This window comes from Flavobacterium sp. BFFFF1, assembly GCF_002256285.1.
Classification (GTDB): domain Bacteria; phylum Bacteroidota; class Bacteroidia; order Flavobacteriales; family Flavobacteriaceae; genus Flavobacterium.
On the sequence record NZ_NKJE01000001.1, the window covers coordinates 127348 to 144553 of the forward strand.

Sequence of the window (17206 nt, forward strand, 5' to 3'; positions counted from 1 at the left end):
CCGTTAAAAAGTCCCCAAATTTACGTTTTTTTCTTATTTAAAGAAATATAAAAATAAAAACAGATATAACCACAGAAAATCGAGAAAGTGCCAAAACATCGCACCTAGCTCTAATCCAAGGGTTTGACCTGAATTGTATTTTTGTTTAAAATGATTATAAATTACGACTAAAAGCGAAATCAATCCTCCTGCAAGATGCGCCAAATGCACAATCACAAAAACGTACAGGAACGATACCGTAATTTTACTGGAGCTGCCAGAAGGAAAAAGATTCCTTTTATACAGCTCATGAAAACCGTCAAACTGGAAATAAACAAACAGGCTTCCCAGCACTAACGTAATCAAAAGGAACAAGCCTGTCATGCTGCGATTGTCTTTTTGAATGGCCTTTTTAGCAAGGTGAAAAGTGATGCTGCTGATCAGGATAATCACCGTACTGATGTAAAACGCCGTCGGCAAATCAAACGGCACCCAATCCTCCCTTTTCTTGCTTACAATATAACCACTCGTAAGGCCCGCAAACACCATAATCATGCTGACAATAGCAAACCACAGCAGCATTTTTTTAGAACGAATGTTCTTCTGTTTTTCCTCTTCTGAAAATGTCATTTCGATCATTATCGTAAAAATTTATCAAATATATAAATCATCTGTAAAAGCGTGATGTAAGCGACGCTCGCCAACATTAAAGTTTTAGCGGCTTTTGCAGTACGGATCTTGTAAAGACGGATGGCATGATACAACATCCACAATCCTAAAACAAAAACCAACGCAGCACCAACGATGGAAAGTGACAACTTCGTATACACAAAATACGGCAGCACAAATGGCAGTAATGAAGCAGCGATAAGCCAAACCGTGTAAAGGATTACCTGCAATGCCGTAGTGGTGTCCTTTTTACCCGAAGGCAGCATAAAAAATCCTGCCTTTTCATAATCCTCATACAAAAACCAGCCAATAGCCCAAAAGTGGGGAAACTGCCAGAAAAATTGTATCAGGAACAAGGTTCCGGCTTCAATCCCGAAATCGCCCGTCGCAGCAACCCAACCCAGCATAAAAGGAATCGCACCGGGAAAAGCACCCACAAACACAGAAAGCGGCGTAACCGTCTTCAGCGGCGTATAAATACTGGTGTACAAAAAAATCGAAACCGCACCGAACATGGCCGTTTTCGGATTAATGCAATACAGTATGATCAATCCCGCAACCGTCAGTAAGCTCGCAACAAAAAAAGCCTGTGTTGTGCTCATACGCCCCGAAGGAATCGGACGGTTCTTTGTCCTGTCCATCAATGCATCAAGATCTTTTTCAATGATCTGGTTGTAGGCGTTCGACGCACCAACCATACAATAGCCGCCAACAGCAAGCATTACCAACGTCGTAAGGTTAATGGCCGCAAAATTAGGCACGCCGAGTATAAATCCGGCAATGGACGAAAAAACCACACTGATAGCCAAACCTGCCTTCGTGATCTCTTTAAAATCGGTAAAAATTGATTTGACAGAAATTGTCGTTGAAGTCGCGCTCAAAACGGTTTTCATTTGTGCCGCAAAGGTACTTGATAGAAAGCGAATGCGCAAAATTACAGCGATAAAAATGAAGGTGTTTTTTCAGGAGCATGATCCTGCTGTCCGCTGTATCTTTTCCAGCATTTGGATGGAATCTCTTAAAAGAAACCGCAGTCCGAAAATACTGCAAAAGGATGCCGCTTCCATCAGGGCTAGGCGCCTGACGCCAAAAGTTGAAGTTCGGTGTTCATTGACCGCAACTTCGAACGCTAAACAGTGAAATTACTAATAGTCAAAATACCAATTAAACAAATCCGCACGCAGCCCCACCGAAAACCAGGTCGTATTATCCTTAAAAACTGCAGCCGTTTCCGTTTCCGGATCAAAACTCCTGTAAATCAGGTTCGCAAAAAGCTTCAGGTTCGTAGTCGGGTTGACCAGATAACCTGCCTGAAAATCCGCAATAAAAATATTGGTCCTATTTCCCTGCCCAATCGAAACGCCGGTATCGAATGGCCTGTCATTATTGTAATTTTTATAGATATTCCCACCGTAATTAAACGTGTCGGTCGCAGAATCGAAGTCAAAACCACGAATACCGTAAGTCAATTTGGCATCCGCAAAATAACGGTCCTTATGGTAGCGCGCTATCGCAATCAGCTCGCGCGCGTTTCCGCCCCAGGGATGCCCCATGCTTTGGTTGTTGTGTCCGTAATTCGTAATGGGATCACTGTGTGAGTATACGTATGGACGAATGGCATTGTACTCAAATTGCAGCAATAAGTTATCGATGTCAAATGCGTTGAAATATTTCGCCCCAACCTGAATTCCGGATTTGTTCAACCAGCTTTTATTCTGTTCTTTAACCGCGCCCAGCGAGAATTCATCCAATATAAATTGTCCGTACAAATTAATGCTGTTGCTCCATTTGTATTTCCCGGTCAATCCCAGCACGGCATTTCCGCTTCGCGCTGACGAGGTAAACTCGACCGTCCTGTAAAAAATAATGGGATTCACGAAATTCATATCAAAACCGCGGCCGTTGCTGTTGGTCCAGACCACCGACTCGAAAAATCCGATATTAATCCGTTTGTTGATGTTCCAGCTCAGATAATGGTTTGCCATAAATTTGGTCGCATAAGTGCGTTCCTCGGTGACTTCCGGGCGCACATCTTTGAGCCACATGTAAGTATTGGTGTACTTTATCTTCCAGAATTTGGTGTTGACTTTGATGTAAGGGTAAGGACTCGCGGCGTCTCCCAACAGCAGCGAACGGTAGCCATCCCCAATGAAGTTTCGCCCATATCCCAATTGCAGGTCAATAAATTTTGAAGGGGTGTACGTCAAATTAGCATCGGCCGATGGGAAATCGTATGCGTCAGTTTTGAAAGGCTTTGCTATCCCAACGCCTGGAATGATCGCAGGATCGCCTCCGGACGGCTTTATCGATTCGGCATATTGGTTAAAATAATCGGCAAACCGACCCTGGCTTTCATAAATCGTCGAGGTAAACACCAAATTCGTTCCCAAACCTGCCTGCAACTGTATCCCGCGCGTATTCTGGAAAGTGGAAACTGACGTTTCCCCTTTGCTTTTACCCACCCTCAAATCGATGATCGGATTTAGGGTAACCCAATAATCCTCTCCCTGAAATTGCACAAAATGCTCGTCAAATATTTTCTTTCCCCACCATCCTGTTTTATTCTTAATCAACTTCTTATTTTCAGCGGCAAGGTCATAATATTTTGAAACTTCTTCATACGTGAAGGGCTTTGAACCGGTATGGTTATTGCTCCCAACCTGGTTTACTGCCGCATCAAAACGCGCATAACCGACATGCGTAAACGGAATATTCAAATGGCTTTTCATCACCGGATTGTCAAATTTGTGGTAGGGCAGGCTGTCAATTTCCGTAAGTTCCTTGTCTTTCAGCACCATTCGTTGTTGCACATCATTTTTGACCGCCTGTGTATCGGTTTCATTTTGAAGCGGGATTTTTATTTTATAGGTATATTTTGCATACACTGGTTTACCATTATACGTGGCCGGCTTAATTTTAGGTAGTGAGGAAAAAACCCTTTTGGCTTCGGTTATCAATTCCGGATAAATAGCATCTACATATTGTACTTTAAATGCGCCCGTCGAATCGACTTCAAAAAGCACATTGACATTTCCCTTATAGCCATTCTGCTTCAGATTATCTGGAATTTTAAAATTGTTAAAAACATGATCCTGCAGCTGTGTATAAAAACAACGCTCAGTTTCTAATGGGTTTTTATCGGTACAATTCGGAAACACCGGAAATTGTTCGGCAGTCACCTGCGCGGCTGCGGTTCCAATATTCAGTAAAAAAAATAAAGAGAGTAAAGTGTATTTCATTTCTATGTGTTTCACAATTAATAGCCGCTTTCGGAAACGCCTCCTTCGGAAATTGCTTTTGCCGACGATGTTCCGATCCGTTTAACGCCAAGGCGAATCATCGCAGCGGCTTCGTCAAAGGTACGCACACCACCTGCAGCTTTAACAGGCAATGGTGAAGCATTTTCGATCATCATGGTGATCGTCGGAATCGTTGCGCCGTTTGGCAGGTTATTTTCCGTTTTATAGAATCCCGTGGACGATTTTACAAAAACAGACCCATACTGATCTTCCTTGAAGTTTTTTACGATAACGTTCTTAATTAACGCCGAAAGCCTTACGATCTCATAATTGTCCAACGCAGCCACTTCGATAATCCATTTTACGGTTTTGTTTGCAGCGAGTCCCAATGCGGTACCATGCAATACTTCGTCCTTTACCAAATTCGTTTGACCGTCTTTGAAAGCCTTGTAATTGCATACAAAATCCAGATCATCAGCGCCATGGGCGATCGCCTTTTCTGCCTCGGCAAGCTTAACCTCCAAAGCCGACTGTCCTAACGGAAAGTCAATGACTGTGCCTATCAATAATTTTGATCCGGCTTCCAGGATCATTTCTTTGGCCAAAGAAACCATATCCGGCCTGATCATGATTAACTTGAAATGTTCGGTTATCGCCTCCCTGATAAACTGCTTAACGACTTCAGTGTTTTCTGAAATAGAGAGTCCTGCCTGCTCTGGGGTCTTCAGGTAAGTTGAATCGAGATATTGTCGAATGTCCAATAGAAGTGATTATTTAGTTGATGGGATAAAAATAAAAAAATCCCGCCGAAGCGGGACTTATTTTTAAATATTATTCTAGGCGGTTTTTTTTAATGGTTTTACAAATGTCGAAAACGTGACAACCGCCAAAATAGAGCCGATAACATTGGCCAATACGTCCATCACATCGCCGCTTCTTGTATCGGTTAGCGTCTCCTGGATTATTTCAATAGTGACCCCATAAACGAATGAGAATAAAAATGCCCTGAAGAGCGCTTTCTTGTTGTCGTTCAGCCTCTGAAACCTGAAATACAAAAACCAGAATGCAGTCAGCCCAAAATGAAAGGTAATGTGTCCGAATTTATCGAAATTTTTTTCGCCGATTTTTGGAAGCTCGTTAAAACTTACCAGACAGAAGTAGGTTACTACGGCAGTCCAGCCTAACGCGAGCCAAAGATATTTTCTCTTACGCTCCAATGAGTGCCTTATAGTCGTCTGCTGACAATAATCCGTCAAAATCGGCTACATCAGCAACTTTTATCTTAATCATCCAGCCCTCGCCGTATGGATCTTTATTCACTTTTTCAGGATCTGACTCCAACGATTCGTTAAACTCAATGATTTCTCCTGCCAAAGGCAAAAACAGGTCAGAAACCGTTTTGACAGCCTCTACCGTTCCGAAAATCTCATCTTTTTCAAGGGATTGGTCAACCGTTTCTACTTCTACGTATACGATATCGCCCAGTTCTTTCTGCGCAAAATCTGTGATGCCTACGGTAGCTATACCGCCGTCAAGACTTGCCCATTCATGATCTTTAGTGTATTTTAAATTAGCCGGAATATTCATCTTTTATGTTTTAGTTTGTTTATTAAGCGTTTTATGCAAATTTATTGTTTCCTGATAAACCACGAAATGTTTTCACTGATTTTAGTTTCCGAAATTATAACGCAACGTAAATCCAGCCCTGATGTTTGTAATCGGGAATGCTGTTGAAATCACTGCTTTAGTAAAGGAGTGGTCGTAGAAAAATATCGCAGTCAGGTTTTTGCTGAAGGAATAATCGGCAGTCAGTTTCAGGTTCCATAAATTTTGGCCACCCGCGAGTTGGTTGTTATCATAATCCAGGTAACGTACAATCGTTTTGCTGTCCCTCAGCGAGAGGTCGGCCTTGATATTGATATCACTTTTGATAATTCCCTGAGGATTGTCCGCCAGTGCCGAGTTGAATATGACGTCCTTAATCCTGTAACCAAGTCCAATCGAATAATCCATTCCCTGTACTTCTGTGAGCAGGTTGTTGTCAAAGCTCATCGATAGCGCGCGGTCCTTTTTAACCTCTGCCGTTACTTTCATCGAGTTCTTCATCTCCATGTCGACTTTAATCAGTGGATTGAACTGCTCAACAAGGTTAACGTTTGAAATAAGCAACTTCGGGTTTACGTTTCCGGATACGTCGACGCCGTTCGGATTTTTATCGTATTCAAAATTGGAACGGAAAGAGTTGACGGTGTAAGACGCTTTATATCCGTGCTGCAAAGAGAATCTCTTGAACCTGTCTTTGAAGAATTTATAACGCATCAGTCCGCTGTATTTAATGTTCCAGTTCGGAATCGGCACATCCCTGAATGCACCAAGTGCCACCGAAGAAGGCTTGTTCCCGGAATAGGCCGCCAGAAATGCCGGCAATAAAACTTCCTGGCTGTTTTTACCGAATCCAACCGGATACCCATCCGCATCAACGATAAATGGATCATACCCTCTTCTCGCAGCCACACGCCTTGCAATGACAAGCCTGTTATCCCTAAACTCATCAAAAATAGCCGAGCCATTTTCATCACTGGCCGAAAAAGCTGTTTTTATCAAAACCGTCGAAATCGAGAAGTTTCCGAAGTTATACGGTGACCTTGAATTGTAACGTCCATCAGCAGAAACGTCAAATTGTTCTGAGAAATTATCGCCATAGCTACGGTTTCCGGTCAGATCAATCTTAAAATCAGGAAATAGGTCCATGGAAGCCGTCATGTCCAGATTCTTGGAAGTCACCTGAGTAAAATTTTGGTTAAACTCCTGGTAATCGGTCAGCCAACCACGCTTCGCAGCTTCATAACGCACGTCAGACTGGCTTCCGAAAACAAATCCCAGTGTCGGCTTTGAAGTCCCGAAAAATCCAATCCCAGGCAAATAACCCGGAAGCACCGTTCCGGAAGTTTCGGTGTAATTCACCTGTAAATTCTTGAGGCTGGTTAATACGCCAATCAGTCCATCCACGATCACGTTTCGTTCGTTTTGAGCCACTGGCTGGGTATTAGTAACTTTCTGACCCGGTTTAGGCGGAGCGGCATTTTTTGCAGGTCCTTTCGCTGGGGTTTTTGACTTTGTCAACCCTAAATATTTGTAAAGAAGCTCAAAGTTCAGGGTGGTATTTAAGCGATGTGCGCCATTATTCTGGATGGTATTCCCCAGATTATAGAATGTCCCGTCTCTTGCCTCAAAATTAGAAGTGGCTTCAGATGCCCGTTGCCAGCTGTAATCACCGGTATATGTGTAAGTCGATTTGATAAAACTCAGGAATGGCAGTTTATTCAGTGGCAATTCATAATTCAATGTGAGCTGCTGTGTATGCTGGTTTGGCTGCCCGGTGTTCCAGTAATCGTCGTAAATTGTCACGGCATCAATTGGCCTTCCCAACGCATCAAAATAATTCTTAACGATGTTGTTTGAGGCGCCTGTGTAATTGATTTTGAGATTTTTCGTCAGATTATAATTGAAACCGTATTGGTAATTGAACATAAAATTTCTGCGATACAGCGGATCAATCGCAATACCTTCAATGCCTTCAACCTGCCTGAATTGCTGGCGGTTGTATTGCCGAATGATCGACGAACTGAAAGTGAGGCTTGAGGGCAGGTAATTAAAGTTAAAATCGCTTAATAGTTTCCAATAGCTGCTCTTCGACATGAATTTTGTTTTCTTGAAAGGCTCGACGGCTTTCGGCTGGAAATTAAAACTGTAATCTACTGTACTTCGAACCTGTTGGTCTACATATTCCTCGATTTCAAAATCATGCTTCAGCGTTTCGTTAAAGGAGTGCGAAAGGGTAATGTTTTCAGGATCATAAATGTGCTGTTTCTGGTCTGCTCCTCTTTCTTTTTTAACCCCGATAAAGTTGATACTGGTGTTCTTGGTGTACTCGATAGCGCGGTTTTCGATGTTATTCCGCTGCGACACACTAGGTGTTTCATTAAGCAACAAATCGAGCAAAATATCGCGGTTGTACGGGTCATATTGCGGTTTTACAATTTCTTCGCCCACACCGTAATTGAAAGGCAGTACAATTCCCCATTTCTTTGGGAGCAATTTCCCGAGGCTGACATTGGTAACGATACTGTATTGCTTTTGATCTTCGCGGCTCCTTTCGTTTGCGCCATCTTCCAATGCACCAAAACCGATCGTACTCATCTTACCTGTGGCCGAGAGTGTCATAAAATCAGCGAAATTGGTGTCCATACTGGCCACGGCGGCCATACCGCCTTTGTTGTCCATTTCTGAAAGCCGGAGTTCATTGAACCATACCTCACCGGTAACAGGAGTAGGCGTGAGGGGCGTTCCATCAGTATTTAACCCGGTAAGTGTATTGTTTTTTATCCCCACCATTACCGTACGAACCTGTCCAAAATTTGGATTCCCTTTGATACTTAAAGTGAGTTTATTAGGCTTGTCTGCCGCGGAAGGATCTAGTTCCTCCTCGGATTTGGTAAGAACCTGATTGACGAACTCTTCTGGGTGGCTCATGGCATAAACCTTAAGCTTTGTAAGAAGGTCGAGCTTTAAGTCGAGCTCATTCTCCTCAGGCCATATCTGATCTGCAGTAACCGATGTTGCTCCCGGAACCGTTATTTTTAACGGAAGGACAATCTCGTAATAGTTTTCCTTAATGTCGTTTCCAAAACGCAGAAATCCTGCGAGTTGGTTATCGTAAACCGGGCTTTGGGGCGTTGGCTGAGACTCACCATGCAGGAACATTTTCAACCTTTTATATTGCCGCATGTCGACATCAATATTTTTGAAAACGCCTCGTGAATCACCGTCGAGTAAATTATTGACTCTCAGCGAAAGTGATTGCTCATTCTGGTTGATTACAGTATTATTACTGTATAGCTGCTCCCTTACTACATTTGGAGGCGTTACGTAATTTATCGGTTCCCTGTCACCATTTTCCTGAACGTTCACTGCAAGCACATCAAAACTTGTTGGGTCATCCTCTGGATCGTCGTTATTTGCCTCAAGTGAATTGGCGTATCTTCTCCACTCGCCCCTTACCAGATCAAGTGTGCCAAAACGCACTGTAATGGGCTGGGTAAATTTGGTCATAAACATACGCATGAATCGCACAGACCTAAAGTCTTCAATCGAGCCTACTTTCGGCGTAGTTCGTCCCTGGTCAATTGGAATCTTAAACTGGATCCAACGCACAGGAATGGTTTGATTCCCAGGTCCCGGTACCCTGCTATTCGTTTCAAACGCATTGGTAATATAGTTTTCGCCGGTCTGCATGTTGGGCTTAACATCGATTTTATATTGGTAGTAGGCGTCTATGGTGCCCATGGTGTTGTCGCGATTGATGTCTTCGGCGTCCGGCAAAGTCGAGTTCCCTCTATTATTGTCCGAAACATTTACGGGTGAGTTTTTTTCAAGTCCATTATAATTCTTATACCGCTGAAGCACATCACCGTCTGCGCTCAGGTAAAATTCATAGTTGTCGGCGGCGGGATCCTTTAACGCCCCAAATGCCGGGAACTGGTCGATTTCGCCAATATCGGTGAGTCCGTCAAAACCAACGTCCTGCACAGCACGATTGGCCTCACTGGTATCAAAAGCATAAATCAATGATTGCGACGCAGGGATGCGGCCCCATACAGAAGGCGTGGTCGCTTGTTGTGAATTGGCCTCCGGGAGTCCATTTTCATATTGTTTCCTGCCATCCTTCAGCACGTCTTCGGAAATTTCCCCAAGGTTGAAATACACTTCTCCGGTATTTGCAGGGTTCTCGCTATTTGGATCTGAAGGCGGGTAATAAGGGTCCATCATCCAAAACTGTATATACTCTACATTACTCTGCTCAAAGTTGGTTGAACTGATCGCCCGCATGATCCCACCGAAATTATCCTGTGGATTGGGCAAGGTATTTGTCCCGTTTGCAGCAGGGTTAAAATTGTATGGTCCTCTTTCTTCAGGGTAATATGATAAATCCAGTGTGTTCAGCACATTTTGCTGCCCATCGGCAATATCCTGATTAAAAAGTTCCTGGATATACACCCTTCTGGTAGCATTAAAGGCAAGGTCTTGGTCCGTCAGCTCTCCGGGCCTGTCTGAAGTATAAAATACCGGATCAATCGTGTACCAGGACAACTTTGCACGCTTGTAACCATAATCCAAACCGGTAAGGGATTCTCCAAAATCAGGATTTGTCGCAGTATCCTTTTTGGCAGGAACGGAGGACAGGCTCCACGCCAAAGGTGATTTCATATCAATTGTAGTTTGAGAGCCCTCGAAATCATCAACATAAATAGTGGATTCGCCTTCAAAACGATCGGCTTTTGGAGTACCCGGTTTCAGCCAGGCCACCTCGCCGCGAAACGAGAAATTAGAAGGGACATCGGTATCGAGATTAGGCAACTTGTTTACCAGCCTGGTTAGGAAAGGTACTTCGGTTGCAAAATTACCATTGAAACCAAAAATCGTGTTATTAACGGACTCCTGACCGTAGTTTGACTTTTGCGTAAACGGTCTTTCAGACATCTTCAGGAATGTCGCCCCTAATACAAATTTGTCAGAAAATTTATGCTCGACATTCAAGCCAAAAAACCTTCTGGTTTGCTGTCCAAAAACGGAATTATTTTCTACGGAAATGTTAATGGGCACGTTCGATGTGGCTAATGCCGGATCCAGTATTATGACGCGCCCGAGCTGATAATTCACAGAGTAATCCAATCCTTCCTGTAACACACGCCCCCCTGCAGTAACGACGACAGATCCCCTTGGAACGTTGTAAGCCCCAATGGCTATACCGTCGCCAGCAGTGGATTTGTATTTTCCGCGCAGCTCGAATTTATTTTTTTCGCTTTCCTGCAACGCCTTTGCCTGCGTACTGCGATACATTGTACGAAACACATACTTTCGTTGGTTTGCGTTGTAATCATCGTCGATATTGGAATCTCCATCATAATCCTCCGCTGGCGATGTCCTCAATTTGTTAAATAAGTACTCGCCAAATGGCTCAACGGTGGTAAACATAATCCTGCCGTTTTGGGAGTCAATTGTGACATTCGGAATAAAATCGAAAAAGCCGTCACCATAGGTCCCATCGCTGTTCAGCTGAGGGTCGTTTGTCGCGTTAAGGCGGTCCACGCGGAACACTTTCAAAAGAGGTGTATTGGTTACGTCAGCAGGTAATGTTGTAGTACCGACGGGCGTGATGTAATTCAGCGGAGAGGGATCAGAATACAGGATGTTAAACCTGAAATCCTCCTGTTCCAATTGTCCGCCTGGCGCAACCTGATAAATATTCTTCATCATCAGATTCCAGATTGGCGTCGTATAGGTAACCGGCCCGGATGGCGTATTGATTGTCTTTTCAACATTCGTCAGATTACTTTTCAGTAATTTCAGGATAAGGCTTTGTGTCACAATCGTCTGGTTCTGCGGGATTGTTCCATTTACAACTGTGGATTCCACGCCACCATTTCCGAATTCACCTACTTTATACACTTCGCCACCAATCGTATACTCGTATGCGACAGCCAAAACCTCATCATTGGCGAGGCGTTGCTGCAAAGAGATGTATCCCAATTGGGGATTATACGTAAATTCTGTAGCCGTTAATTTTCGTGCATTCTCAAGTTTCACATAATCCTGTCCTTCAGAAATTTGGACTGGCGGTGCCACAGGCGGAAACGAAAACGCATCATTGTTTGTCGTGGCCACTTCCCTGACAGCGTCTTTCAAATAGCCATTTGGCGTTCCGATGGCATCCGGATTATATTTGTTGTTCCGGTTGTCTGATGGAAGGTCAATGGCCGGACCGGAAGGATTGATGGGATCCGGATTGAAAAACCCACTTGGATTGCTGATGTTGACAATCTCGGCATCTTCCTTATTCGAAACCCTGGATTCACCCAAATCCTGAAGTGCTACGATGTTTCGAAGGTTGTTGTCCTGTGTGGTAACCCGATTTTGCTTGTTGGTGACCCAAACTTCAATCCTGGTGATTTGCACACGGCTGTCGATGTTTGGATAGGTTCTTAACGCAGCGTCGTACTGATTCCGGAAATATTGCGATAGGAAAAAGTGCCGGTCCGAATCGTAATCCAAGGCGAAGAGGTCAAAATCCTGTACGGTTCCACCGCCCTGCGCGACAACTGCTTTTGTTTGTGATTTCTGTTCCGAATAAACACCGGTAATCGTAGTTTTTCCAAACTGGAACTGTGCTTTCACCCCAAATAGGCTTTGCGCTCCCTTGATTAACGTGCTGTTCAACGGCATACTGACGTTACCTACCTCAATTTTCTGCAGGATGTCATCTTCCGTCGGCGCATATTCTAACTTAATAAGATTCTGAAACGCAAACGTAGACTGGGTATCATAATTGGCATTCACGTTTAGCCTGGTTCCTACTTTTCCCTGTAGCGCTACACTAATACGCTGTTGGAAATCAAATGTAATCGCCGAACGGTTTCGTGGCGAAAAGGCAGGGTTATCCTGCTTTGTATAACGCACCCCGAGGTCCATTTCAACGGAACCGGTTGGCTTAACATCAATGGTATTGCTACCGAAAATGGTCTCAAAAAAACTGTTGTTTACATAGTACTTCGGAAGCAGGTCTCGTTTCGCATCCTCGCTGCCCGGCTTTTTCCCATCGATGGCATCTGCTTTTTCCTTGAAATATTTATGCATTGACTCCTTCAAAACCAGTTGTTCATACTCTTTTGGCGTAAGGATAATTGGATAAGTTACATTGAAATTACCAACATTATTGGTGTAGATGTACCGGTCAGTAACTGGATCGTAAGTGTAAGAGGCAACAATACTAGGCGGATTATTCAACTCGAGCCTGCCCGCGTTGTATCCTATCGTATCTTTTGGCTGATCTTCATCTTCTTCGTCAACCTGCGCCTGAAGACCTGGGGCTGCAAATAAAATCAGAAAAAAAACACTGACTTTCAATATGGCTTCAGAACCCTTTATGTATAATGTTTTCAAGTATTATAAATTTTTTAAAGCTTGTTTTATAATCGATTCCACCGTGGCATCGGGTTGATCCCGCACGATTTTATCGACAGCCCTTTCAGCCAATTTTTTGTTAAATCCTAAAACTTCCAATGCTGATAACGCCTCTTCTTTATTTGTATTGCTTTGTGAAATTGAAACTTCGTCCAAATCGTACAACTTTAACACCTTGTCTTTTAGGTCTAGAATGGCACGTTGCGCAGTTTTCGTCCCAATGCCTTTGATCGATTGGATTGTACCCACATCACCAGAACCAATTGCGTTTACAATCTGCTTAGGCTCTAAAGACGAAAGCATCGTCCTGGCAATGCCTGCGCCAATCCCGGAAACCGACAACAGCATTTTGAAAATCTCGCGCTCCGATTTCTGCATAAAACCAAATAAGGTGTGTGCATCCTCCTTAACTTGAAGATAGGTGTAAAGCTTAATGTTCTCAGAATCGGGAAGCAGGGAATACGTGTGAAGCGAAATGTTGATGTGATAGCCGACGCCACCGCAGTCAATAATGACATCGGTGGGTGTTTTCTCTATCAATCTGCCTTGTATATGTGCAATCATCCGGATAAGTAATGCCCAAAAGTAACAAAAATCTTTTATTAAGCGGAATGTGAACGGCTGTACCGCAAAATTTACCGCTGAAAACTACTTATTTGACAATTTTTGGCGCTTTTCCTTTTCCTGCGCATCAACAACTGCTACTGCCGCCATATTGACCATCTCCTCTACGCTGGCGCTGATCTGAAAAATGTGGACGGGTTTATCCATGCCCAACATTATCGGACCAACGGAATCCACATTATAAAGTTCTTTCAACAGTTTGTAAGTGATATTTGCCGCCTCCAGGTTTGGAAAAATCAATGTATTTACTTTTTTCCCTGCCAATTTTGAAAACGGGAATTTCTTACGAAGCATTTCGGCATTCAATGCAAAATCGGTCTGGATTTCACCATCCACGATCAGGTCAGGATAATATTTATGAAGATAAGCTACGGCTTCACGCACCTTTGCGGCGCTTTCATTGGTTGACGATCCAAAATTTGAATAGGAAATCATCGCAATGACAGGCTCCATTCCGAACATCTTCACCGTCTTGGCGGTCATCAGTGCGATTTTCGCGAGGTCATCCGCGGTGGGATTGGTATTGATTGCTGTGTCAGAAAGGAACATTGGTCCACGGTTGGTCATCATCATGTTTGTTGTCGCAAACAGAGAAATCCCAGGCGCCTTGTCAATCAGTTGCATCATCGGTTTGATAACCGAGGGGTAACTCCGGGAATAACCGGTTACAAGAGCATCAGCATCGCCTTCATTGACCATCATGGCAGCAAAATAGTTTCGCTCGCGCATCCATTTTTGGGCATCGAGCAGTTGGATCCCGCGGCGTTGTCTTGACTTCCAGAAAATTTCGGCATAACGCAGCCTGCGTTCGTCTTCTTTCTTGGTTTTAGGATCGTAGATTGGCACTTCTGCATCGAAGCCCAATTCTTCTTTCAAGGCAAGGATGACTTCCTTATTGCCCAGCAATATTGGGTAACCAATTTTTTCCTCCCATACAATCTGTGCGGCCTTCAGTACATCAATATGATCCGCTTCAGCAAACACGATGCGTTTAGGATCCATTCTGGCACGGTTGGTCAATAAACGCACCATTTTATTGTCTGAGCCGAGACGCTCCAACAATTCTTCTTCATATTTTTCCCAATCTTCAATCGGGTGCAAGGCCACACCCGAATCCATTGCTGCTTTAGCAACGGCTGGTGCTACGGTAGAAATTAATCGGGGATCAAATGGCTTTGGGATGATATATTCTCTTCCAAAAATCAATTTCGTTTCACCATAGGCGATGTTGACCTGTTCCGGAACAGATTCTTTTGCCAAAGCAGCAAGTGCGCGTACCGCAGCCATCTTCATTTCCTCGTTAATCTTCGTAGCCCTTACGTCAAGTGCCCCACGAAAAATGTAAGGAAATCCGAGGACGTTATTTACCTGGTTGGGATGGTCACTGCGGCCTGTTGCCATAATGATATCTTTTCGGGTATCAATGGCAAGGCTGTAATCGATTTCAGGTATGGGATTGGCCATTGCAAATACAATTGGATTGGGCGCCATGCCCAACAGCATCTCGGGTGAAAGGATATTTCCGGCTGAAAGGCCCAGAAAGACATCTGCTCCCTTTAATGCTTCACCAAGATCAATTCCCGGCTTGCCCTTAGCGTATTTTTGCTGTAAAGGAGAAAGATCGGTACGTTCAGACGACAGCACACCATTGACATCGAACATGATAATATTGTCAGGCTTTACGCCAAGCAATACGTATAAATTAGCACAAGCTAAAGCGGCTGAGCCTGCGCCGGAGACGACAATTTTAATGGTTTCGACATTCTTTTTTGCCAACTCCAAAGCATTGAGCAACGCGGCGGACGAAATAATTGCTGTACCATGCTGGTCGTCGTGCATGACAGGAATCTGTAATTCTTCGACAAGCCTGCGCTCAATTTCAAAAGACTCCGGCGCTTTGATGTCTTCAAGGTTGATTCCCCCAAATGTCGGCGCGATATTTTTTACGGTTTCTATAAAAGCATCAATATCTTTGGTTCCTACTTCAATATCAAAAACGTCGATATCTGCAAAGATCTTAAATAAGAGTGCCTTTCCTTCCATCACGGGCTTTGATGCTTCCGGCCCAATATCTCCAAGGCCCAAAACGGCCGTTCCATTCGTAATTACAGCCACAAGATTTCCTTTTGCCGTATATTTATAGACGTTATTGATGTCTTTCGCAATCTCAAGGCAGGGCTCTGCTACCCCGGGAGAATAGGCCAATGATAAGTCCCGCTGGGTGGCATATTTTTTAGTGGGTACAACCTGGATTTTTCCGGGTTTCGGTTTGGCGTGGTATAATAAAGCTTCCCTGCGTTTGCTGTATTTGTTCATTTTTGTGGTTTTTTTTCCGACTTACAAAGGTATAAGTCTGGCGGTAAAAAGGAAATTTTTAATGGGATTGTTTTGTTAAGATGTTGGTCATGAAAGTCATTATTCATTTTGATGTGTCGGAATAAAAATGTCAAAAGTCGTTCCCTGACTGGGTATTGCGGTAGCGGTAATCCGTCCGCGGTGGTTGTCTACAATTTTTTTTACGATCGTCAGACCGATTCCGGTCCCTTCAAATGCCTCACCGTCATGGACCCGTTGAAAGATTTCGAAAATTTTGTCTTTGTATATCGGATCAAAGCCCATCCCATTATCTGTAATGCTGATTTGAATATAGTCACCCAAACCAGGCAAGGCAACCGGGCTGTTTGTTTCGTTGACGATATTACATTCGATTGTAATGTGTGGCGATCGGCTGGGTTCAGAAAATTTAATGGCGTTTGTCAAAAGGTTTTGCATCAATTGCCTGAATTGAAAAGGAATGATGCATACTTCACACAGTCTACTGAATTCAATAGTGGCGTTTTTCTGCTGAATATCTTCTTTCAGCGAGGCCATCACTTCCCTGATAATTTTAGTAAGGTCGGTATTTTCAAATTTCCGCTCAGAGGCGGTGGTTCGCGAGTAGGCCAGTAAATCGTTGATCAGGGTTTGCATGTGCAGGGCTGAAAGCTGCATGCGCTCAAAATAATATTTGCCTTTTGCGGAAAGGTTTTCATAATCGCCTGTGAGCACGCGGTCTGAGAAAGACTGTATCTTTCGTAAAGGTTCCTGCAGGTCATGACTTGAAATGAAAGTAAAGGATTCGAGTTCCTTATTGGCAATTAGCAGTTCTGCGGCACGCTTCTCTTTCTCGACATTCTGAAATGCAAGCTCTTCATTGGCAACCAGCAATTCTGCAGCACGTTGTTCCTTTTCACGATTTTGGAAAGCCAATTCTGTATTGGCGATGACCAATTCGGCAGCACGTTTTTCCTTCTGCTCGTTTTGAAACGTCAGTTCACGGTTTGCAATCGCCAATTCGGCGGCACGATTCCCTTTCTCCTCGATTTGAAACGCCAATTCCCGATTAACAGCAAATAGCTCTGCTGTGAGTTTTTCCTTTTCTTCATTTTGGAAAGCCAATTCGCGGTTGGCAATGATTAACGCAGCATGATCATCGAGCCGGTCGGCGGAAACGTTTTGATGATCTTCCGGTTTCTTTCTCATGACTATTGTAATTGCTTACAAGGTAGTGCTTTTATCACCGATAGTCTGAAATAGATTCATTTTAACCCGCTATTGTCCTTTATGGTATCGCAATATCGCTATCCCTATGGGATAAACTGCATACAATTTCACAACAGTCTCATCAATATCAA

Annotated in this window: 10 protein-coding genes; all 10 read right to left on the reverse strand. The window is 43.8% G+C overall.

Annotation, left to right across the window (positions count from 1 at the left end):
* Positions 1–33: 33 nt before the first annotated feature.
* Positions 34–615, reverse strand: coding sequence for a cytochrome c oxidase subunit 3 (locus tag CFE23_RS00505; protein WP_291082766.1), 582 nt, complete (start codon positions 613–615; stop codon positions 34–36).
* A 2-nt stretch (positions 616–617) separates the two neighbouring features.
* A complete protein-coding gene (gene cyoE, locus CFE23_RS00510; RefSeq protein ID WP_291082769.1) occupies positions 618–1529 on the reverse strand; it encodes a heme o synthase in 912 nt (303 codons plus the stop codon).
* 264 nt (positions 1530–1793) lie between these two features.
* Complete coding sequence (locus CFE23_RS00515) at positions 1794–3887, reverse strand: energy transducer TonB (protein WP_291082421.1); 2094 nt, start codon at positions 3885–3887, stop codon at positions 1794–1796.
* A gap of 17 nt (positions 3888–3904) precedes the next feature.
* Positions 3905–4648: a deoxyribose-phosphate aldolase gene (gene deoC / locus CFE23_RS00520; protein ID WP_291082424.1), complete on the reverse strand. Its 744-nt coding sequence runs from the start codon at positions 4646–4648 to the stop codon at positions 3905–3907.
* 75 nt (positions 4649–4723) lie between these two features.
* Positions 4724–5104: a VanZ family protein gene (locus tag CFE23_RS00525; protein ID WP_291082427.1), complete on the reverse strand. Its 381-nt coding sequence runs from the start codon at positions 5102–5104 to the stop codon at positions 4724–4726.
* Positions 5094–5474, reverse strand: coding sequence for a glycine cleavage system protein GcvH (gene gcvH / locus CFE23_RS00530; protein ID WP_291082430.1), 381 nt, complete (start codon positions 5472–5474; stop codon positions 5094–5096). Before gcvH ends, CFE23_RS00525 begins: the two co-directional genes overlap by 11 nt.
* An 81-nt stretch (positions 5475–5555) precedes the next feature.
* Positions 5556–12854, reverse strand: coding sequence for a cell surface protein SprA (gene sprA, locus CFE23_RS00535; RefSeq protein WP_291082772.1), 7299 nt, complete (start codon positions 12852–12854; stop codon positions 5556–5558).
* A 36-nt stretch (positions 12855–12890) separates the two neighbouring features.
* The gene (ruvA, locus tag CFE23_RS00540; RefSeq protein ID WP_291082433.1) at positions 12891–13472 is read right to left on the reverse strand and encodes a Holliday junction branch migration protein RuvA; all 582 of its coding nucleotides are present in this window, start codon (positions 13470–13472) and stop codon (positions 12891–12893) included.
* A gap of 84 nt (positions 13473–13556) precedes the next feature.
* On the reverse strand, positions 13557–15848 hold the full coding sequence (locus CFE23_RS00545; protein WP_291082436.1) for an NADP-dependent malic enzyme: 2292 nt from the start codon (positions 15846–15848) through the stop codon (positions 13557–13559).
* Positions 15849–15947: 99 nt separating this feature from the next.
* Complete coding sequence (locus CFE23_RS00550; RefSeq protein ID WP_291082438.1) at positions 15948–17054, reverse strand: ATP-binding protein; 1107 nt, start codon at positions 17052–17054, stop codon at positions 15948–15950.
* Positions 17055–17206 lie beyond the last annotated feature (152 nt).

Coding starts and splice junctions, on each gene's coding strand:
- CFE23_RS00515 (WP_291082421.1), bottom strand. CDS start 3,887: ATGAAATACACTTTACTCTCTTTATTTTTTTTACTGAATATTGGAACC.
- gcvH (WP_291082430.1), bottom strand. CDS start 5,474: ATGAATATTCCGGCTAATTTAAAATACACTAAAGATCATGAATGGGCA.
- ruvA (WP_291082433.1), bottom strand. CDS start 13,472: ATGATTGCACATATACAAGGCAGATTGATAGAGAAAACACCCACCGAT.
- CFE23_RS00545 (WP_291082436.1), bottom strand. CDS start 15,848: ATGAACAAATACAGCAAACGCAGGGAAGCTTTATTATACCACGCCAAA.
- CFE23_RS00550 (WP_291082438.1), bottom strand. CDS start 17,054: ATGAGAAAGAAACCGGAAGATCATCAAAACGTTTCCGCCGACCGGCTC.